Source organism: Polaribacter sp. M10 (assembly GCF_054968445.1).
The window spans coordinates 388,771-410,065 of sequence record NZ_JBSSBG010000002.1 but is presented as its reverse complement, the minus strand read 5'-3'; the positions used below and the strand labels follow the sequence as shown (position 1 = coordinate 410,065).

The window sequence follows — 21,295 nt, the reverse complement described above, 5'->3', positions numbered from 1 at the left end:
TTTTTTAATTTAAATTAATAGTCAGATGTAAACTTTATTTTTTTGAAGAATATTTTTTTTGATTTATAATCCTCTAAAAATTAAAGTTTTCGCTTTCGTTTTATCTGTTTTCTGATAAGGTTGCGAAATTAAGGAATTTCTGTAAAATGTAGGAGGTTAAATCTAAAAAAGGGAAATAGAAGTTGATTGTTATAAAATGCGTTATAATTATTTTAAAAAACTTTAAAATCACTGGGCATTGACGTTAGTATAACATCACACTAAAATATGTATTATTATCAATAATTTATGAAATAAAATAAAAAGCCTTTATAAATTTGTTACTTCTAAAATTAAAAGTTAATTTTATAAAACTTTTAATCCCCCAAATCTATATCCATGGAAAAATATTTTCATAAAATATTGTTTCGTTTACAAAATTTTAAAAACAATACCTCTCAAAAAGAATTTTACAATTCTTACAAAATTTTATTTTCTTTCCTTTTAATTTTTATTGCATTTCAGACAAATAGTCAACAGCATAGTAATTATATTATTGACAACTCAACTCCATATCTGATAAATACTACTACAACAGGAAGAACATTTAGTGGAGGAGACACCATCTTTGTAGCATCTTCAAGAACCAAAGCTATTAAATTTCAGCAATTAGTAGGTACCTCAGAAGCACCAATTGTGGTTATAAATATTAATGGCCAAGTAAAGATTAACAATCCTGAATCATGGGGAGGTATTACGTTTGAAAACTGCCAATTTATAAAAATATCAGGTGCTGGTCACCCGAACTTTAGATATGGTTTTGAACTGGGTGGTTACAATTGTGGTTTGGCATTTTCTGAATTAAGCTCAGATTGCGAAGCAGAGCATATAAAAATAGCTCATGATGGCTTTTTTGGAATTTTTGCAAAGAAAGATTTTGGTGGCAATCCGCCTGTGCCTTATCCTGTTTTTAATAACTTAATTATTCATGATTGTTTTATAGAAAACGTAAGCGAAGGCATGTATATAGGCGAAACAAAATCGCCTGGAATGGAATTTAAACACCTAAAAATTTATAATAACATCATAAGAAACACTCAAAGAGAATCTATACAAATAGCAAATGCTGTGGAAGATGTTGAAATTTATAACAACACCATGATTAATGCTGGATTAGAAAACATAGCTTATCATACTAATAATTTACAAATAGGCGATAATAGTGTTGTTAATGCTTACAACAATATTATAATGCAAGCACCTTCTTTTGGCATTATTGCAATGGGTAAAGGAGATTCTAATTTTAGTAATAATTATATTTCGGATTCTCAAGGAATGTTTATAGACAATAGAATGTTTACTGATACTTTAAAGCCGATTACAATTGATAGTAATTATTTTAGTAATATGACTGGCCCGCAAGTTGTTAGAAATATGAACGAACTAAATCCAATAGAAATAAACAACAATACTTACGATACTAATATTCCTTTTTATAATAATGACTCTGGGAATTTGAATAATTTTAGTCTTAGTAACAATAGTTTTTCAACAATTCATCAAATTACCTTTAAAGACACATTAAATAATAACTACACTCTTTCTGATGATACTCCACAAGAATTTAAAGGATTGGGAGCAACTAGTGGACCAGAATTTTTTGATGTTCTACCTCCCTCACAACAAATTGTAATTGATAGTACAATGGTTACTGATCAAGTAGCTGGTGGCAGTGTGGTTTCTCCACTATTTCTGTTTGATGAACAACAAACTGATGTATTTGCCAATGAACATCCTACAAGTAATTCTTGGAAACCATTTTGGTCTTGGAATGATGAAACTGCACCTTATCATGTAATAATTGATTTGGGTGAAGAATATCATCTTACAGAAATTTACTTACATGATATGCATGATACCTATGAATTTACGGTTGAATATGGAAGCGAAAATAATTGGACAGAATTATTTGTAGATTCTTGCTCTAGCTTTAATACTTGGAAAACACATATTACTGATGTTAATACAAGATACTTAAGATTATCGATGTATGAAAATGTATTTGCGGCTGTTAACGAAATTATAGTATATGGTTACCCTAACACTATTCCTGAAACTTCAGACAATCAAGACTCTAATGTAGAACCTTTAAGAGATCCAGAAACTTCAGATTTCCCAAATCCATTTGATGAATACGAAATCTGTATTTTTAATATTTACGGAAAAAAAGTACTATCAGGTCTTTCTAAAATTGATAATAAAAAGACTTTTAAATTATTTAAAGGCGCTAAATTTAAGCGATTAAAAAAAGGCTATTATATTGCTTGTTATAAAAATAAAACTGATGGAAGTTTAAAAAGAATTAAATTTTACAAAAAAAAGTAAAATTGATTTATAGTATTTACTACAAATCTCGTTCATTCTTAATTTTTTCATACGCATCTTGTATGCTTTGAAATTTTTCTTTTGCACCTTGTAAATGCTCTTCGCCTAAATCTCTTAACTTATCTGGATGGTATTTTTTTACCATTTTTCTGTAAGCAGCTTTTACATCGTCATTAGAAGCAGATTTATCTATTTCTAAAATTTTGTAAGCATTATCAGAAGCATCATAAAACATGGCTTTTATAGACTCGTAATCGTTTTGGTTAATGTATAAATAGCCTGCTATTTTCTTAATTTCATCAACCTCACTTTTAGAAACATAATCGTCTGCTTTTGCTATACCAAAAAGAAAATGAAGCAATTGCAATCGAGATGCATGAGACATGTGTTCTCTAATCTGAATACAAACCTGACGTGCAGAAACATCTTTTTTTACAACACCTTTAAACAATTTAAACGCATTATTGGCTCTTTCTTTGCCATACATGCTCAGAAATTGAGAGCGCACAAAATTTAATTCTCGCTGATCTACTTTACCATCAGATTTAATAACAATTGAGGCTAACACTAGCAGACTCATTTCAAAATCGCCAGATTGTGTATTAGCATATTCGTCTGAATTATTATTGGCTCTTTCTCTATCGTAGTCTATTTGTTCTTGCTTAAATACATCTGCCTCAAAACCATCTACAAAACTTCCTATAGCAAAGCCAATTGCAGCTCCTATTGGACCCCCGAATGTAAATCCCAAACCTGCACCTAACCATTTGGTAAAACTTCCCATATGTAATATCTAATTTAAGCATCAAATATAATAAAACATCGTGGTTATTAGCTACATATAAAAAATCAATTTTATTGATGTATCTATCAATACTTGTATTTAGAATCAAATTGAATTCTGTAATTTTATAGTTATATTTGCAACCTAAATAATAGATTATTATGTATCCAGAAGAATTAGTAAAACCAATGCGTAATCAGTTAATTGATGCTGGTTTTGAAGCATTATATACTGCAGAAGATGTAGAAAAAGCAATGGCTAAAGAAGGCACAACTTTAGTAATGGTAAACTCAGTATGTGGTTGTGCAGCAGGAACTGCAAGACCAGGTGCAATTGCTTCTTTAGGAGCAGAAAAAACACCAACAAATTTAACTACTGTTTTTGCAGGTGTAGAAAAAGAATCTACGCAAAAAGCGAGAGAATATATGATTCCTTTTCCACCTTCATCTCCAGCAATAGCTTTATTTAAAGATGGTAATTTAGTACACATGTTAGAGCGTCATCATATAGAAGGACGATCTGCACAAATGATTGCACAAAATTTAGCAGCTGCTTACGAAGAGCATTGTTAAGATATTACCTTAACCCTTTTTTAAAGGAAACAACTTTTTAAAATCCACTTTTTAAGTGGATTTTTTTTATATTTAATTTCTGTTGATAGAACAGTTTTCTTAAGAATCGTAAAGAAATAATTATATTAAAATATGGCCTCACAATTTTCTACTTATACTACTAAAGAATTACTTAAAAAATTAAAAAAACAAAAAATGATGGCTATTATCCATGCTGTTTTATTAGTATTGATGTTAGTTTTTGCAGTTTTTTCTACCCTAGAGAATGGCATTTCCTTTCACACGTTTTTACCTTTATTTTTTATCCCTATGGAAATTGTAATGCTTTTAGATATAAAAAAATTAAAACAAGAAATTGCTACTAGAAAATAATTATGAATCAAGAAAAAATTATTCAGCAAACCATCGCTTTTGTAAAAGAGGAGTTAAAAGATGCAGAAGGTGGCCACGATTGGTTTCATATAGAGCGTGTTTTTAGAAATACTTTATTAATAGCAAAAGATGAAAAAGTAAATATTTTAGTAGTTTCTTTGGCTGCTTTATTACATGATATTGCTGATCCAAAATTTAATAATGGTAATGAAAAATTAGGCCCAAAAAAAGCTAGGGATTTTTTAATTGCTCAAAATGTACCAAAAGAAATTGGAAAACATGTTGTTAACATAATTAAACACCTATCTTTTAAAAATTCTTTAGATAAAAATGATAAAATATTTACTTCTAAAGAACTAGAAGTTGTACAAGATGCAGATCGATTAGATGCTATTGGCGCTATTGGTATTGCACGTTGTTTTAATTATGGTGGTTTTAAAAACAGGGCTTTGTATGATCCTGAAGTTTTACCCAATTTAAATATGACCAAAGAAGAATATAAAAATTCTAATGCGCCTACTATAAATCACTTTTACGAAAAACTATTGTTATTAAAAGATAAGATGAATACTGAAACTGGTAAAAAAATTGCAGAAAGTAGACATCAATTTATGGAAATCTATCTAAAACAGTTTTACGATGAATGGAATGGAAAACTTTAATTCTATCTTTTTAAAAACTTATTTAAATAAAAATTCCTTAGTAAATGCTACTAAGGAATTTTTAATTTATAATATCTTGATTCTTGTTTTATTCAAATACTACTAATTATTGTATTAAATCTCTTAGTTCGCTTCTATAAACTGAAGCACTTTTCCCTGTAAATTCTTTAAATAATTTATTAAAGTGAGAAAAATTATTAAAACCGCATTCAAAACTAATTTCTGCAATACTCATATTACTTTCTGCCAATAATTTTGTTGCGTGTACCACTCTATATTCATTTACCAATTTTGTAAAAGTTTTACCTGTAGATTTTTTAAAATATCTACAAAAAGCAGGTACAGTCATACTTACCAATTCAGAAACTTCATCTAAACTTATATGGTCTTTAAAATTATCATTAATATGTTTGTAAATAACTTCGATCTTGTTACTATCTTGATGAGAGCTTTCAAAAGCAAAACCATTTGCGTTTAACAAAGTATAATCGTCTGTGGTTGCTAAATCGTGAAGAATTTCTATAAAAGATGTAATTCTATGAGCCCCTTCTAAATCTACTAAACGTTCTATTTTAGCACCAATTCTTTGTTTTATTTCTATATTAAAACGAATTCCTTTTTTTGCGCGTTCAAAAAGCGCATCAATAGCAATCATTTCTGGTATTTTAAAAAACTCTTTACCTAAAAACTCTGGTAAAAATTGAATTAAAGTTTCTGAACCATTTGTTGTTAATCGATCTAAATAACCAATATGTGGTAAATTAGAACCTATTAATACTAGTTGACTATTATTAAAATAACTAATATGATTACCTATATGTCTTTTCCCTTTACCTTTATTTACGTAAACAAGCTCAATTTCTGGATGAAAGTGCCAAAAAGGTGTATTTGTTTTTAAAAACTCTACGTGCTTTTTTACCAATAAAGAACTACCGAAGTTGGGGGTTATTTTTTCGAGTGTTGGTTTTTTCTGCATAATGGTGCAAAAATACGACATAGTTATAACACTATCTATATAAAATTATCATTTTTATATATAAAATTAACCTATGACTAACCTATGTTTTTACTAAGTGTTAATTTAGCATATAAATTAACCAATTCTGTTGTTTTTAAAACTTCATTTCATCTATAGCTTTGCAGTGTATTTAATAAGTAACAATCGTTTTATTATTTTATAGAAATAAAGAGCAAATAAAGATTAATGAATACCGTAAAGAAAACAATATTAGTAGCAGGTTTAATGTTAGGAACTTTTTCTAACTACGCAAACAACTCAGAATCTGAGATTTTAGCGAATGCTAATAATGTAAAAGTTATTTTTAACGAAGTTAAAAAAGGACAAAAATTAACCGTTAAAGATATTAATGGTATTGTTCTTTATGCTGAAAAAGTTGCTCAGAATGGTAAACTTATCAAAACATTCGATTTTTCTTTACTTAATAATGGCGATTATTTTTTAGAGTTAGAAAAAGATTTTCAAATTGAAGTAAAATCAATAAAAATAGAAAATCATAAAGTTGTTATTTCTGATGATAACAAACAAGTAATTTTAAAACCAGTAATAAGAACAGAGAATAACTTATTAATGGTTACAAAAGTTGCTTTCGATAAAAAACCAATACAAGTAGAATTGTATTACAACAGTGAAATTATTTTATCTGAAACTATTGAAGGAGATTCAATTTTAAACAGAGTATACAAATTAGATCAAAAAGAAAAAGGCGACTATAAAGTTATTGTAAAAAATAATGGTAGAAGTTATAGTAACCAATTTAAAATATAGTAAAATATTGTTTATAGTTAATTAATAGATTTTTATGTTTAAATCTATAAAACGAGTCTTTAAAAAGACTCGTTTTTTTTGCTCTAATTTTAAATTTTAAACAAAATATCAATTTTGTAAAGTGTATAGAATTGCTCACAATATATACTATTTTATCACTCTAAATATCCTTGAAATTCAAACCTGTTAATATAATACATAAAGTTGCCAATTCTGTTGTTTTTAAAACTAGACTTCTATCCTACCTTTGTGGCGTAAATCTTAAAAAGATTATATTATGATAACGATTAAAAGAAGAGTATTAGTAGCGGTTTTTATGTTAGCAACTTTGGTGAATTTTGCTAATAATTCAGAAGTAAGAAATGTATCAAATACTAAAAATGTAAAAGTTGTATTTGATAAAGTTAAAAAAGGACAAAAATTAACAATTAAAGATATTCACGGAGTTATTCTTTACACTGAAAATGTAGCTAAAGAAGGTAAACTTATCAAAACTTTCGATTTCTCTCAGCTTGTAGATGGTAGCTACACTTTAGAATTAGAAAAAGATTTTCAGATTGTGGTAAAATCTTTAAAAATTGAAGAAGGTAATGTGTCTTTAAATGATGCTTCTGAAAAAGTAATTTTAAAGCCAGTAATTAGAAATGAAGAAAATTTATTAATGATTACTAAAATTGCTTTCGATAAACAGCCTTTAGAAGTTGCTTTATATTATAATGATGAAATCATTTATACCGAAACTGTAGAAGGTGGTTCTATTTTAAACAGAGTTTACAAATTAGACCAAAAATTAAAAGGTAATTATAAAGTTGTATTAGAAAATAATGGTAGAAGTTACAGCAACGAATTTAAAATATAAAAGATAGTTTTTAGTTAATTATGAGATTTAGTAATAAATCTAGAGAACGAGCCTTAAAAGGCTCGTTTTTTTTTGTGTTATAATTTTAAATTAAAACATGTATTAATGGTATTTAAAAATATAAAGTTGTAATCTTAATTAAATTGCTTTAATTCTTTTTCATAATCAGATTGATTGCCATTATTATACTTCACATTTTCTTTCATAAGAATATCTATTGGCAGATAAGCTTTTTTAGCCAGCTCTTTTTTATGAATTAAAAAGTCGGTAAAAATTTTTATTGATTCGTAACCTTGTTCAAACGGTTTTTGCGAAATTAAAAAAGAAACAGATTCATTCATCAAGCATTCAATATTTTGTGGTGTATTATCAAAACCAATAAACTCTAGTTTATCTAAATATCTTTTTTCTATAGAATCAACCACAATATGAATTCTACTAGAAGGTACAAATACCCCTTTTATTTCTGGATGTAGTTCTAAAAAAGAATTGATTTTGTCTTTAGTTTCAATCGAATTATTTAAGTTTTCAATTTCTAAAGTTAGCGTCTTACAATCTATGTTATTCTTTATAAAATAATCCTTAAAACCTTCTATTCTATTATATACACCATTATTTTTTGTGATGTTATATCTTGCCTGAATTATTAAAAAATCTACATTTGTAAGCTTTTTAGAATTCATCAATTTAGCAGCAATATATCCTGCAGCATAGGAATCTTGACCAACATAAGTTATGTTGTTAAATCCATTAATATCTATATTTAAAAATAGATATGGAATATTTAATCCTTCTAACCTATCTACTATTTCTTCGGTTTCTTTAGAAAAATTCGGCACCATTATAACAGCAGTAGGCTTAGAATCTATAAGCGTATTAAAAGTATTCATATAAGAATATGGATCATATTGATTATAAACAAATCTGCTAATTTTGATTCCAAAACTCTTCACCTCTTCTTCAGCTTTTTGAATTCCTAATTTAGGCAATTTCCAAAATAAATCGGTTTCATTATAATCAGGAATTAGAACAGAAATATGGTGCTTATTCTTCATTGCTAGGGCACTTGCAATCGGATTAACACTAAAATTATGATGTTTTAGAACTTCTCTTACTTTGGCCTCCGTCTTTTTAGAAACACCACCTCTTTGATGGATAACTCTATCAACAGTTCCTTCGGATACATTCGCTTGCTTAGCAATATCTTTTATCGTAATCATTCTCTAATTTAATAAATATTTACTTCAATCTTTCCAATTCTAATTGTTATTAAATGATATTTTTAACTTTAAATTTTATGGCAATGTAGTGAAAATATATTTTTTCGTGTACGCACACATAAAATTTTTATTATATTTGTGTACGCACACGTAATAAAAACCAAGTGATATAAACTTACCAATGAATAAAATAATCGTATTAACAGGAGCAGGTGGAGTACTTTGTAGTACAATGGCAAAATCACTTGCCAAGCAAGGAAATAAAATAGCCGTTTTAGATTTAAGAGAAGAGGCTGCAAATACAGTTGCCCAAGAAATTAAAGCTGCAGGAGGAGAAGCCATTGGTGTTGCAGCCAATGTTTTAGAAAAAGAGTCTTTAGAAAAAGCAAAACAAGTAATTAATGATGCTTTTGGCAAAGTAGATATTTTAGTGAACGGTGCTGGGGGTAACCATCCTTTAGGAACAACCTCTAATCCATTTTTTGCTCTAGAGGATTTACAAAATACTGCAGAAGGGTTTAAAACTTTTTTTGATTTAGATCCAAAAGGAATTGAATTTACATTCAATTTAAACTTTTTAGGAAGCTTAATCCCCACTCAAGTTTTTGCGACAGATATGGTTGGAAGAAAGGGATGTTCTATCCTAAATATTTCTTCTATGAATGCATTTACTCCGTTAACAAAAATACCAGCATATAGTGGTGCAAAAGCAGCTATTTCTAATTTTACGCAATGGTTAGCAGTGCATTTTTCTAAAGTAGGTATTCGTGTAAATGCGTTAGCTCCAGGTTTTTTCTTAACAGATCAAAATCGTGCTTTATTAACAAATGAAGATGGTAGCTTAACCCAAAGAGGTCAGCAAATTATAGATCAAACTCCAATGGGACGTTATGGAACTCCAGATGATTTAATTAGTTCTACTTTATTTTTATGTGATGATGCATCAGCATTTGTAACAGGAATTGTAATTCCTATAGATGGTGGATTTGCTGCATATAGTGGAGTTTAAGAATTGCTAATTTTTAAAGAAAAATAAAAATGACTCAAAATTTAGAACAAACTTGGCGTTGGTATGGACCCAATGATCCAGTTTCTTTATCAGATATAAAACAATCAGGAGCAACAGGTATTGTTTCTGCTTTACATCATATTCCAAATGGAGAGGTTTGGACGGTTGATGAAATTACCAAAAGAAAAGAAATAATAGAAAATGTTGGTTTAACTTGGTCTGTGGTAGAATCAGTTCCAATTCACGAAAACATTAAAACCAAATCTGGCGATTATCAAAAATATATAGAAAACTACAAAAAAACACTTTTAAATTTAGGGGTTTGTGGTATTGATATCGTTTGTTACAACTTTATGCCAGTTTTAGATTGGACGCGTACCAATTTAGATTATGAAGTATCTGATCAATCTACAGCATTGCGTTTTGAAGCGGCTGCTTTTGCTGCTTTCGAATTGTATTTGTTAAAAAGACCAGGAGCAGAAAACGAATATTCTGAGGCGCAAAAACAAAAAGCGGCTGAGTTTATCAAAAATTCATCAGAAGAAGAACAAACAAAGCTAATCAGAAATATTATTGCAGGCTTACCTGGAGCAGAAGAAGGATATACTTTAGAAGAGTTCAATCAAATTTTAGCGACTTATAAAAATATTGGACCTCAAGAATTGAAAGCGAATTTATTTTCATTCTTATCAGAAATTATTCCAGCTGCAGAACAAGCTGGTGTGTTAATGTGCATTCATCCAGATGATCCACCTTTTCCAATTTTAGGTTTACCTAGAGTGGTATCAACAGAACAAGATATCGAAGATATTTACAATGCAGTAAAATCGCCTAACAACGGATTAACATTTTGTACAGGTTCTTTTGGTGTAAGAGCAGATAATGATTTGGCAGGAATGGTAGAACGTTTAGGAGATCGAATTCACTTTATACATTTGCGTGCTACAAAACGTGATACTGAAGGAAATTTTCATGAAGCAGATCATTTAGAAGGTGATGTAGATATGTATGCTGTTATGAAAGCGTTGATTTTAGAGCAACAAAAAAGAATTGCAGCAGGAAGACAAGATGTAAGAATGCCTTTTAGACCAGATCATGGTCATAAAATGTTAGATGATTTAAAAAAGAAAACCAATCCTGGATATTCAGGAATAGGACGTTTACGTGGTTTGGCTGAATTACGAGGCTTAGAACTAGGAATTAGACGTTCATTATAATAAAATAAAGACCTCACAGGTTTTTAAAACCTGTGAGGTCTAAATCAAAAATAGAAAACAAAAACTATGGCAACAACTTTCGAAACAAGATATGCTTCAAGTCCGCAAGCAGTAAAAAAGTACGACACACAAGAATTAAGAAATGAATTTTTAGTTCCTGATTTAATGCAACCAGGAAATGTAAAATGGGTTTACACGCATTATGATAGATATATGGTGGGTGGTGCAGTACCAACTGAAACAGATTTAAAGTTAAAAACTATAGATCCTTTAAAATCTGAGTATTTCTTAGAACGAAGAGAAATCGGAATTATTAATGCTGGTGGTGATGGTATAATTTATGTTGATGGAGAAACCTATAAACTTAGTTACAAAGATGCAGTATATATTGGTGCAGGAGTAAGAGATGTTGTTTTTAAGAGTGATGATGCAAACAATCCTGCAAAATTTTATATGAATTCTGCACCAGCTCATACTTCTTACCCTACTAAATTGGTTACCAAAAAAGAGGCAAATAAAATCGAGTTAGGTAGTTTAGAAACTGCAAATCATAGAACAGTAAACCAAATGATTATTGGCGGAATTGTAACAACCTGCCAATTACAAATGGGAATGACAGAGTTAAAAACTGGCTCTGTTTGGAATACAATGCCAGCTCACGTACATGATAGAAGAATGGAAATTTACTATTATTTAGACATTCCACAAGATCAGGCAGTTTGTCATTTTATGGGGCAACCACAAGAAACACGTCATATTTGGATGCAAAATCACGAAGCCGTAATTTCTCCACCTTGGTCTATTCACTCTGGTTCTGGTACTTCAAATTATACCTTTATATGGGGAATGGCAGGAGAAAATTTAGACTATAATGATATGGATGTTGCAAAAATCACCGAATTAAGATAATAATTATGTCTCAAACATTATTTGATATTACAGGAAAAGTAGCTCTAGTAACAGGTTCTACACATGGTTTAGGAATGTCTATGGCTATGGGATTAGGAAAAGCAGGAGCTACCATAGTTGTGAATGGAAATTCATCACAAGAAAAAATAGACAAAGCAGTTGAACTGTACAAAGCAGAAGGAATTAATGCTGTGGGTTACAAGTTTAATGTTGCAGATGAAGCTCAAGTAATAGAAAGCATCAACAAAATAGAAACTGAAGTTGGTAACATTGATATTTTAGTCAACAACGCAGGAATTATCAAAAGAACACCATTAGCAGAAATGGAAGTTGAAGATTTTAAACAAGTTATTGATATCGATTTGGTAAGCCCATTTATCGTTTCTAAACACGTTATCAAAGGAATGATGGAACGCAAAGCTGGAAAAATCATCAATATTTGTTCTATGATGAGCGAATTAGGAAGAAATACTGTAGGAGCTTATGCTGCAGCAAAAGGAGGTTTGGTAATGCTAACTAAAAATATGGCTACAGAGTGGGCGCGTTTTGGTGTACAAGTAAACGGAATTGGACCTGGGTATTTTGCAACATCGCAAACGGCTCCAATTAGAGTTGATGGGCATCCTTTTAATGATTTTATCGTGAACAGAACACCTGCTAAAAAATGGGGAAATCCAGATGACTTAGCAGGAGCAGCAGTTTTCTTATCATCAAAAGCAAGTGATTTTGTTAACGGACATATTTTATATGTTGATGGAGGAATTTTAGCTACAATTGGAAAACCTTCTAACGAAGAATAATAAATATTTATAGACCTTTCAGGTTTTAAAAACCTGAAAGGTCTATTTAAAGAATTAAAAAATGAAAAAAATATTCTTCTTTTTACTATCTGTTTCTCTTTTTGTCAATTGTGATAAAAAAGTTGAAATCGTTTCAACAGTAACAGTAAAAAATACTTTAAATATTGATAGAGAGTTTGAAACTGTTGAAGTAGATATATCTGAAATAGCAGCAGAAAAACAAGCTAATCTAGTAGTTTTAGATGCTGATAATAAAGTTGTTACTTCTCAAATTGTAGATAAAGATTTAGATGGTAAAAATGATGTGATTTTATTTCAACCATCAATGAAAGCAAACGCTACAAAAACATATACGTTATCAATTTCTGATAAAAAACAAGACTCAGTAATTAATTACTGCTACTCACGCTTTGTACCAGAAAGAACAGACGATTATACTTGGGAAAACAACAGAGTTGCCTTTAGAACTTATGGCCCAGTAGCACAAAAAATGGTAGAAGATGGAGTAAAAGGAGGTACATTATCTAGTGGAATAGACGCATGGTTAAAACGTGTAGAATACCCAGTTATTAACAAATGGTATAAAAAACATACTTCAGGAAAAGGTTCCTATCATAAAGATACAGGCGAAGGTTTAGATAATTTTCATGTAGGGGTTAGTAGAGGCATTGGAGGTACTGCTGTAAAAGTAGATACTTCTTTTTATTTCTCAAGAAATTTTACTTCTTATAAAACGATAACAACGGGTCCTTTAAGAACCAGTTTTGTGTTAACCTATGCAACTTGGGATGCTAATGGAAAACAAATAGATGAAACCAAACACATTTCTTTAGACTATGGACAGAATTTAACCCGTTTTGAGATTGATGTAAAAGGAACTGAAACCATTTCTACAGGATTAACTTTGCACAATAAAAAAGGAGTTACAAACCAAAATGATGCTAATTTTTGGGTGAGTCACTGGGAAACTTTAGACGATTCTGAAATAGGAACAGGAATTGTAACTACAAAACCCTATTTTTTAGGTTCAGAAAAATATGTTACTTCTAAAAAAGATGAGAGTAATCATTTTTTACATTTAAATGTAGTTGATAAAAAAGTAGTTTACTATAGTGGTTTTGGATGGGTAAAAAGCAAACAATTTACAACAAAGAAAGATTGGGAAAATTATTTGAACGATTTTTCAAAAAAAATAAACAACCCATTAATAGTTACTGTTAATTAACTCCATTTAAACCACATAACAACCTGTTAATAAGTCTATTTGTTTTTTTAAGCCATAAATACAGCGCTTTTATTACTTACAGATTTCTAAGATTTAACACTTTAGTTATCTCGTATTTTTAATTTTATATAAAATTAAACAATAGCTTTGTTTTTACATACAAAAGTATACTTGTTGCTATATATTTACATTAATTTAGATGACTCAAAACAAAGCTGTTTTATATATGATTTTCAGTGCAATTGCATTTGCACTCATGGGATCTGTAGTTAAATATTTAAGTACTTTTAATGTATATCAAGTCGTTTTTTTTAGATCTGTAGGAACTTTGTTATTTACAATACCTCTAGTAATTAAACAAAAAATTCCTTTTTTCGGTACAAATAAAAAATGGTTAATCATAAGAGGAATTACTGGGGTTATTTCACTTACCTGTTTTTTTCAATCTTTAAACTATTTAAGCATTGGCACAGCAGTATCACTTAGATACACAGCACCAATTTTTGCTGCAATTTTTGCGCTTTTATTTCTAAAAGAAAAAATTAAATTAATACAATGGTTTTTGTTTTTTATCTCTTTTTTAGGAGTTTTAATCATTAAAGGTTTTGGAGCAGATGTAGCATTAATAGGTTTGTTTTTTGTGATGTGTTCAGCAATTTTTCTTGGAATAATTTTTGTGGTAATTCGTAAAATAGGAAACTCAGAACATCCCCTTGTAATTATTAATTACTTTATGTTGATGGCCTTTGCTTTTGGAGGATTTATGTCTATAAAATATTGGATTCAACCCAATTTAATAGAATGGATTCTTTTTATAAGTACGGGTGTTTTTGGTTATGTAGGACAATTATATATGACCAAAGCTTTTCAGGCAGAAGAAACCAATTTAGTAGCACCAATAAAATATCTAGAGGTAATTATTACAATTATTATTGGCACTTTTTGGTTTGGTGATATTTACAATAGCTGGACAATCTTAGGAATAGCGCTTATTCTTTCTGGATTGATTTATAACATTTACATCAAAAGAAAAACAACCTAAAACACTAAAAATTCTAGGTTGTAAATGTATCTAATAGTTTCATAACATCAACTCCATCTTTAATAGTACAAGGATTTGTGGCTTTACCTAAAAAGTAGTTAACGGTTTGTGCTATTAAAGGTTGTTGCACGTGCTGTAGATTTTTAAAAGAAAAAGTTTCATTTTTGTCTTCAGTGTTTAAAAACACTTCTTCACCATAAAATGAAAACCTAATTGTACCTTTTTCTCCATAAATTTTACACGAATCTTTTACCTCTTTTTCTGATGCAATAAAATTCCAAATTCCTCTAAATTGTATTCCGTTTTTAAAAGTTATAATTCCGTTTACAATGTCAGCTACTTTGTTGTTTTGAGTTGATGTAGCAAATCCTTGGGCATTTTTAACACTGCCAAAATAATACAACATCAAATCTATTTGATGAGGAGCAATATCATGAAAATAACCACCTCCAGAAGTTTCTGGTTTTAAACGCCAATTATCTTCTGTTTTTACAATTACATTGTTAGTTTTAGATTGTAAAATGGTAATGTCTGCAAAATGTACTTTTCCAATACAATTATCATTCAATAATTCTTTTACTTTTAGAAAAGCAGGTAAGTTTCTTCTATAATGCGCAATAACAATTTTATCATTTTCAGTAACTATTTTTTCCAACTCTTTTGCTTCATCAGCATTTAGTGTCATTGGTTTTTCTAAATACACAAACTTACCAGCTGCTAAGCATTGTTTTGCAATTTCTAAATGTGTAGAAGGTGGAGTAGCTATATAAAGAGCATTTATTTCTGGATGATTAATAATATCATCAACAGAATCATAGTAAAAAGGTACATTGTGTCTTTGGGCAAAATCTTTAGCTTTTGCTTTATTTCTTCGCATTACAGCCACCAATTCAGAATTGGCTACTTTTTGAAAAGCAGGGCCACTTTTTACTTCAGCAACATCACCACAACCAATAATTCCCCATTTAATAGTATTCATATATGTTACATAAAATTGAAATAATTTTTTGCATTATGATAACAAATATCGCTTACAATTTTACCTAAAAATGCTTCATCTTCAGGTAGTTCTCCATTTTCAACATCAGTCCCAATAGCGTTACATAAAATTCTTCTAAAATATTCGTGCCTTGGAAAAGACAAAAAACTTCTAGAATCAGTTAACATCCCTATAAAACAAGATAACAAACCTAAATTAGATAAGGTGTTAATCTGTTTTTCCATGCCATCTTTTTGATCTAAAAACCACCAAGCAGCTCCATATTGCATTTTTCCTTTGATGGTACCATCATTAAAATTACCAACCATTGTAGCAAAAACTTCGCTATCTGCAGGATTTAAATTGTAAACAATGGTTTTAGTTAATTGATTGGTACTGTCTAATCGATTTAAAACTCCACTTAAAGCTTCAGCTTGAGGGAAATCACCTATAGAGTCAAAACCAGTATCTGGCCCTAACTCATTTAGCAATCTTTTGTTATTATTTCTTAATGGTCCTAAATGAAATTGTTGTGTCCAACCAACTTTATGATACATTTTACACAATTCAATAAGGGTTTTAAATTTAAAGAAAGCTACTTCTTCTTCAGTTAAAGTTTGATTGTTTTTTACTTTATCAAATAATAAATGAACATCATAAATATCTTCTTCAAAGAAATATAGTTGTTTAAAACTATGATCTGATAATTTGCCTCCATTATCATTAAAGAAGTTAATCCTACTTTCTAAAGCCTTTAATAAATTAGTATAATTATTTATGTTAACGTTCGAGACACTTTCAAGTTTAGCTAAATATTCATTATAAGTTTTGGTATTTTCAACAGCAAAAGAATTATCGGGTCTAAAAGTTGGAAATGTTTTTACTTTTGATGCATCTTTTTGAATAGCTATGTGATATTCTAAAGAATCTATAGGGTCATCTGTAGTACATAAACTTTCAACATTTTGCAGTTTTAATAAACCATTTGCAGAATGTGTTTTTTGTTGTAATAATTTTGAGGTTTTTTCATAAATTTCTTCGGCATTTTCTGGGGTTAAAACCTCATCAATATCAAAATAAGCTTTTAATTCTAAGGCAGTCCAATGAAACAAAGGGTTTTTAATAGTATAAGGTACAACTTCTGCCCATTTTAAAAATTTTTCTTTATCACTTGCATTACCTGTAATATATTTTTCATCAATTCCAAAGGCACGCATTGCACGCCATTTGTAATGATCTCCATACAACCAAACTTGTGTAATATTATCAAATTGTTTATCCTCAGCAATTTCTTTTGGCGGTAAATGATTGTGGTAATCAATTATAGGTAAGTCTTTTGCAAAATTATGATACATTTTTTTTGCAAAATTATTTTGAAGTAAAAAATCTTCGGTAAGAAATTTTTTCATTTCTAATATCGTTTAAATTAAGTTTAGAAAATTTATTTTTATAGTTATAAAGAATAAAAATACGGCAAAAACCATACTTAAGTTATAGCAAACTTATTTATATCTCTCTTTATTAAAAAAAGACTTTACCTTTTATTCATAAATATTTAAAAATAGAAATATACTTAAAATTATTATAAATGAAAACAGTAAAAAACATTATTAATACTATTAAAAGTTAAATGCTTTTTTGAGGTAATCTTTTATTGATATGATTATCAAAAAACCTACAACTATTTACTTTTACCTCTAGGTTTGTAAGCTCTTTTTTTATTAGCATCTAAAATGGCAACTGTTAAAATAATTAGATTTAATAAGGTAACAAACTTAGTTTCTTGCCATTCTTTTATTATTAAAAACTGAGAAAGACCAACTGCTAAAATAGTAATGTAAAGCCATTTTTTTCTTTTCAGTAAATTTCTAGACACTTTTACAAAAAGTAAAAAGGCCAGCAACCAGAAAAAACCTAATGATTTTGATATGCTTAAAACCCCTTTAAACAAATCTATTTCAAAAAAGGCTACAATAAAGCCTCCTAAATGTAAGATTGCATGAAAAAAAATAATTAACGCTAAAAAATATTTCATAGTAAATATTTTTAAAATCCCCTGATACTCAAAGTTATAAAAATTTAATAAAAAAACGTTCATATTTATTAACATTGATAATCAATTATTTAATTTAAGGACTCTAAACATAATAAATATTGAAATTATAAATTTGGGAAACCTAAAATTTAGGTCTAACGTTTTTGTATATTTGGGTAAAATTTATAAACTATGTTCAAAGAAGATCAGAATATTTTTAATATTCTTTTAGGAGCAGTTTCAGAAGGGGTAATTATTGTTGATAACCAACAAACCATTGTAGAAGCCAATGAATCTGCTTTAAAGATGTTTGGCTACAATGCTAAAGAACTTTTAAAACAACCTTTAAACATTTTAATTCCTCAAAATTATCACGCCAATCATGGTAGCCACTTTAAAGGCTTTATGAAAGATAAAAAAAAGAGAAGAATGGGCCAAGGACGTGATATTTTTGGCGCAAAAAAAGACGGTAGTATTTTTCCTTTAGAAGCGGGTTTAAATCCTTTTACCATTTATGGTAAAAATTATGTAATGGCGCTTATTATAGATATTACGCTTAGAAAAGAACAAGAGCAAAAAATTATAGCGTTAAATAGCAAACTAGAAAGTGAAGTAGAGCAAAGAACAGAAGAATTAAAAATTGCCATAGAAGAACTAAAATTAGTAAACTTAGAACTTGGCGAAGAAAACAAAAAACGCAAAAACGCTGAAGAAGAAATAAAATCTGCCCTTAAAAAAGAGCAAGAATTAAATGAGCTAAAAACTAAATTTTTATCATTAGTTTCTCATGAATTTAAAACGCCTTTAAGTGGTATTTTAACCTCTACAATGTTATTGGGTAAATACAAATTAACAGAACAACAAACTAACAGAGAAAAACACCTAAAAACAATAACAGATAAAGTACATTATTTAAATAATATTTTAAATGATTTCTTATCGGTAGAAAAACTAGAAAGAGGGCAAATACAATACAAGGCTAAAACTTTTAAATTAAGTAAGGTTTTAGATGAAGTGGTTTATAATGCCAACATATTATTAAAAGGTGGTCAGAAAATTAATTATCCTGAAAACATAAATGATTACTTTTTAGAACAAGATGAAAAAATTATTGAATTGGCTCTATCTAATTTAGTGCATAATGCAATAAAATATTCATCAGAAAATACAGTTATAGATATTAATGTTTCGCAAAATGATACAGAAACTATTTTTAAAGTGAGCGATAATGGAATTGGAATTCCAGAAAAAGATCAAAAGAATATATTTAATCGATATTTTAGAGCCGAAAACGCACTACTTTCTCAAGGAACAGGAATTGGCCTAAATATTGTAAAAACACATATCGAAAACCTAAAAGGAACTATTTCTTTTAAAAGTACAGAAAACGTAGGCACTGCTTTTACCATAATAATTCCTAACAAAATGAAATGATGAAAAAAATATTACTTATCGAAGATGATGCTGTTTTAAGAGAAAACACAGCAGAATTATTAGAACTTTCTAATTATAACGTTTTTACTGCTTCTGATGGAAAAAAAGGAGTAGCTTCTGCAATGGAAAACCTACCAGATATTGTTGTTTGTGATATTATGATGCCAGAATTAGATGGTTATGGAGTATTAGAAAACTTATCAAAAAACGCCACAACAAAGTACATTCCGTTTATATTTTTATCGGCAAAAACAGAAAGAAAAGATGTTAGAAAAGGTATGGATTTGGGTGCTGATGATTATATTACAAAACCTTTTAGCGAAGAAGAACTTGTAAGTGCCATAGAAAGTAGAATTGCCAAAGCTGCTATTTTAAAAGAAGAAAGAGAAAACCTTGTACAAGGTAATTTAGATGATGACAGCGAACTAAGAACACTTAACGATTTAAAGAACTTTTTCGATGATAATGGCCAAACTTTTGTATATAAAAAAGATGCTACAATTTATGAAAATGGAGACAATTCTAATTTTATATATTTAATTATAAAAGGACTTGTTAAGTGCTTTAAATTTGACGAACAAGGCAAAGAATTAACCACTGCACTTTATAAAGAAGACGATCTTTTTGGTTATACTTCATTTACCCAAAATGTACCATATCAAGAAACAGCAACCACTATAGATGATACTGAGTTAGTAGGATTACCAAAAAGTGAAATTCAAAAAATACTTACCACCAACCCAAAATTAACCTTAGATATTATAGAATTATTAACCGATAATATTTTTGGTATTAAAGATCAATTACTACAAATGGCGTATAGTTCTGTGCACAAAAAAACAGCAACAACAATACTTAAATTTGCAGAAAAAATGAATCGTAATCCAGAAGATCCTATTAAAATTTCTAGAAACGATTTGGCAAGTGTTGCTGGTATTGCTACAGAAACTCTAATTAGAACTTTATCTAGCTTTAAAAAACAAGGTTTAATAGAAATAGAGGGTAGATCTATAAGAATTCTAGAATTAGAAAAATTAAAAAATATGTATTAAAATTTTGGTTATAAAGTTGATATGACCAAAATCATTTCATAACCAAATGGTTCTCTTTAGTTTTGTTTTACTAAGAGAAAATCGATGAAAAATATTTTATTACCTACAGACTTTTCAGAAAATTCATGGAATGCAATTGCCTATGCAATTAATATGTATAAGAATGAAGTTTGCAATTTTTATCTTTTAAATGTAAATAGAATTAGCAATACTGTTGTAAGTGATATTCCTTATACACCTTATAATGATGTTATAGATAATACATTATTAAAACCATCGAAACTAAAGTTAAAAAAATTTATAGAACGTATTCGTACAGAATTTCCTATTAACAAAAAGCATAAATTTTATACACTTATAGATTATAACTATTTTATAGATTCAATAAGAAAACATGTTGAAGAAAAAGATATAGATTTAATAATAATGGGTACAAAAGGCGCCTCTGGTTTAAAAAAATTACTAATAGGTAGCAATGCTGGCGAAGTTATTACAAAAGTATCTTGCTCTGCACTCATAGTGCCAGAAAACGCAACTTATAGCCCTATTAAAGAAATTGCTTTTCCTACTGATTTTATACTTTCTTATAATACCAATGTTTTACATTCTATTGTAAATATTTTAAAAAAGGAAACAGCTGCAGCTTTACGAATACTGCATATTGCACAAAAAGGAGCTGGTTTAAGTTTAGATCAGCAAAATAATAAAGAGGTTTTAGAAGATTTATTTGCAAATTATAAACACAGTTTCCATAGCTTATCTAACAGTAAAGTAGAAGATGCTATACAGTGTTTTGTAGAAAGTAGAAATATAGATATGATGGCTATGGTTGCCAAAAACCTAAATTATTTTCAGCAAATATTGTTTCATTCTAAAGTAGAAAAAATTAGTTATCATACCAATGTTCCTTTTTTAGTATTACACGAATAATTGCAATTAAAAAATTAGTAAAAATTTTAAAAATGTATTTTTTT

At 28.8% G+C, this 21,295-nt stretch carries 21 protein-coding genes; 15 read left to right on the top strand and 6 right to left on the bottom strand.

Features of this window, described 5'->3' with window-relative positions:
- Nucleotides 1–378: 378 nt before the first annotated feature.
- Nucleotides 379–2,364 carry a hypothetical protein gene (locus ACWYN7_RS04385; RefSeq protein ID WP_462858631.1) on the top strand — a complete coding sequence of 662 codons (1,986 nt, stop codon included), beginning with the start codon at nucleotides 379–381 and terminating at the stop codon, nucleotides 2,362–2,364.
- A gap of 19 nt (nucleotides 2,365–2,383) precedes the next feature.
- Here ACWYN7_RS04385 and ACWYN7_RS04380 read toward each other — a convergent pair whose 3' ends face one another.
- Complete coding sequence (locus ACWYN7_RS04380; RefSeq protein ID WP_462858630.1) at nucleotides 2,384–3,148, bottom strand: TerB family tellurite resistance protein; 765 nt, start codon at nucleotides 3,146–3,148, stop codon at nucleotides 2,384–2,386.
- Between the two features lie 161 nt (nucleotides 3,149–3,309).
- On the opposite strand from ACWYN7_RS04380, the gene ACWYN7_RS04375 reads away from it, so the two are divergent.
- The 3 genes from ACWYN7_RS04375 (at nucleotide 3,310) to ACWYN7_RS04365 (ending at nucleotide 4,754) form a co-directional block, all read left to right on the top strand.
- Nucleotides 3,310–3,720, top strand: a complete 411-nt coding sequence (locus ACWYN7_RS04375; RefSeq protein ID WP_462858629.1) for a BrxA/BrxB family bacilliredoxin — start codon at nucleotides 3,310–3,312, stop codon at nucleotides 3,718–3,720.
- 132 nt (nucleotides 3,721–3,852) lie between these two features.
- Nucleotides 3,853–4,092, top strand: a complete 240-nt coding sequence (locus ACWYN7_RS04370; RefSeq protein WP_462858628.1) for a hypothetical protein — start codon at nucleotides 3,853–3,855, stop codon at nucleotides 4,090–4,092.
- 2 nt (nucleotides 4,093–4,094) lie between these two features.
- Complete coding sequence (locus tag ACWYN7_RS04365) at nucleotides 4,095–4,754, top strand: HD domain-containing protein (protein ID WP_462858627.1); 660 nt, start codon at nucleotides 4,095–4,097, stop codon at nucleotides 4,752–4,754.
- Nucleotides 4,755–4,860: 106 nt separating this feature from the next.
- On the opposite strand, the gene ACWYN7_RS04360 is transcribed toward ACWYN7_RS04365, so the two are convergent.
- Nucleotides 4,861–5,733: a helix-turn-helix domain-containing protein gene (locus ACWYN7_RS04360; RefSeq protein ID WP_462858678.1), complete on the bottom strand. Its 873-nt coding sequence runs from the start codon at nucleotides 5,731–5,733 to the stop codon at nucleotides 4,861–4,863.
- A 225-nt stretch (nucleotides 5,734–5,958) separates the two neighbouring features.
- Here ACWYN7_RS04360 and ACWYN7_RS04355 point away from each other — a divergent pair, with 225 nt between their 5' ends.
- The gene (locus ACWYN7_RS04355) at nucleotides 5,959–6,540 is read left to right on the top strand and encodes a hypothetical protein (protein ID WP_462858626.1); all 582 of its coding nucleotides are present in this window, start codon (nucleotides 5,959–5,961) and stop codon (nucleotides 6,538–6,540) included.
- Nucleotides 6,541–6,817: 277 nt separating this feature from the next.
- A complete protein-coding gene (locus tag ACWYN7_RS04350; protein WP_462858625.1) occupies nucleotides 6,818–7,399 on the top strand; it encodes a hypothetical protein in 582 nt (193 codons plus the stop codon).
- 134 nt (nucleotides 7,400–7,533) lie between these two features.
- Here ACWYN7_RS04350 and ACWYN7_RS04345 read toward each other — a convergent pair whose 3' ends face one another.
- The gene (locus ACWYN7_RS04345) at nucleotides 7,534–8,619 is read right to left on the bottom strand and encodes a substrate-binding domain-containing protein (RefSeq protein WP_462858624.1); all 1,086 of its coding nucleotides are present in this window, start codon (nucleotides 8,617–8,619) and stop codon (nucleotides 7,534–7,536) included.
- A gap of 181 nt (nucleotides 8,620–8,800) precedes the next feature.
- Here ACWYN7_RS04345 and ACWYN7_RS04340 point away from each other — a divergent pair, with 181 nt between their 5' ends.
- The 6 genes from ACWYN7_RS04340 (at nucleotide 8,801) to ACWYN7_RS04315 (ending at nucleotide 14,821) form a co-directional block, all read left to right on the top strand.
- Nucleotides 8,801–9,628 carry an SDR family oxidoreductase gene (locus ACWYN7_RS04340; RefSeq protein ID WP_462858623.1) on the top strand — a complete coding sequence of 276 codons (828 nt, stop codon included), beginning with the start codon at nucleotides 8,801–8,803 and terminating at the stop codon, nucleotides 9,626–9,628.
- A gap of 29 nt (nucleotides 9,629–9,657) precedes the next feature.
- Nucleotides 9,658–10,845: a mannonate dehydratase gene (gene uxuA / locus ACWYN7_RS04335; RefSeq protein WP_462858622.1), complete on the top strand. Its 1,188-nt coding sequence runs from the start codon at nucleotides 9,658–9,660 to the stop codon at nucleotides 10,843–10,845.
- Nucleotides 10,846–10,911: 66 nt separating this feature from the next.
- Nucleotides 10,912–11,754, top strand: coding sequence for a 5-dehydro-4-deoxy-D-glucuronate isomerase (gene kduI, locus ACWYN7_RS04330; RefSeq protein WP_462858621.1), 843 nt, complete (start codon nucleotides 10,912–10,914; stop codon nucleotides 11,752–11,754).
- Between the two features lie 5 nt (nucleotides 11,755–11,759).
- A complete protein-coding gene (locus ACWYN7_RS04325; RefSeq protein WP_462858620.1) occupies nucleotides 11,760–12,554 on the top strand; it encodes a gluconate 5-dehydrogenase in 795 nt (264 codons plus the stop codon).
- Between the two features lie 61 nt (nucleotides 12,555–12,615).
- Nucleotides 12,616–13,779 carry a DUF4861 domain-containing protein gene (locus ACWYN7_RS04320; protein WP_462858619.1) on the top strand — a complete coding sequence of 388 codons (1,164 nt, stop codon included), beginning with the start codon at nucleotides 12,616–12,618 and terminating at the stop codon, nucleotides 13,777–13,779.
- Between the two features lie 199 nt (nucleotides 13,780–13,978).
- Nucleotides 13,979–14,821, top strand: a complete 843-nt coding sequence (locus tag ACWYN7_RS04315; RefSeq protein WP_462858618.1) for a DMT family transporter — start codon at nucleotides 13,979–13,981, stop codon at nucleotides 14,819–14,821.
- A gap of 13 nt (nucleotides 14,822–14,834) precedes the next feature.
- On the opposite strand, the gene ACWYN7_RS04310 is transcribed toward ACWYN7_RS04315, so the two are convergent.
- The 3 genes from ACWYN7_RS04310 to ACWYN7_RS04300 all read right to left on the bottom strand — a co-directional run bounded on the left by ACWYN7_RS04310 (nucleotide 14,835) and on the right by ACWYN7_RS04300 (nucleotide 17,835).
- Entirely contained in the window at nucleotides 14,835–15,800 is a 966-nt protein-coding gene (locus ACWYN7_RS04310) for a Gfo/Idh/MocA family protein (RefSeq protein WP_462858617.1), read from the bottom strand.
- Between the two features lie 5 nt (nucleotides 15,801–15,805).
- Nucleotides 15,806–17,209 carry a glucuronate isomerase gene (gene uxaC, locus ACWYN7_RS04305; protein ID WP_462858616.1) on the bottom strand — a complete coding sequence of 468 codons (1,404 nt, stop codon included), beginning with the start codon at nucleotides 17,207–17,209 and terminating at the stop codon, nucleotides 15,806–15,808.
- A 272-nt stretch (nucleotides 17,210–17,481) separates the two neighbouring features.
- The gene (locus tag ACWYN7_RS04300; protein ID WP_462858615.1) at nucleotides 17,482–17,835 is read right to left on the bottom strand and encodes a hypothetical protein; all 354 of its coding nucleotides are present in this window, start codon (nucleotides 17,833–17,835) and stop codon (nucleotides 17,482–17,484) included.
- A 192-nt stretch (nucleotides 17,836–18,027) separates the two neighbouring features.
- Here ACWYN7_RS04300 and ACWYN7_RS04295 point away from each other — a divergent pair, with 192 nt between their 5' ends.
- The 3 genes from ACWYN7_RS04295 to ACWYN7_RS04285 all read left to right on the top strand — a co-directional run bounded on the left by ACWYN7_RS04295 (nucleotide 18,028) and on the right by ACWYN7_RS04285 (nucleotide 21,251).
- A complete protein-coding gene (locus ACWYN7_RS04295) occupies nucleotides 18,028–19,269 on the top strand; it encodes a PAS domain-containing sensor histidine kinase (protein WP_462858614.1) in 1,242 nt (413 codons plus the stop codon).
- A complete protein-coding gene (locus ACWYN7_RS04290) occupies nucleotides 19,269–20,321 on the top strand; it encodes a response regulator (RefSeq protein WP_462858613.1) in 1,053 nt (350 codons plus the stop codon). The genes ACWYN7_RS04295 and ACWYN7_RS04290 overlap by 1 nt, the downstream gene beginning before the upstream one ends.
- Nucleotides 20,322–20,405: 84 nt before the next feature.
- Nucleotides 20,406–21,251 carry a universal stress protein gene (locus tag ACWYN7_RS04285; RefSeq protein ID WP_462858612.1) on the top strand — a complete coding sequence of 282 codons (846 nt, stop codon included), beginning with the start codon at nucleotides 20,406–20,408 and terminating at the stop codon, nucleotides 21,249–21,251.
- Nucleotides 21,252–21,295 lie beyond the last annotated feature (44 nt).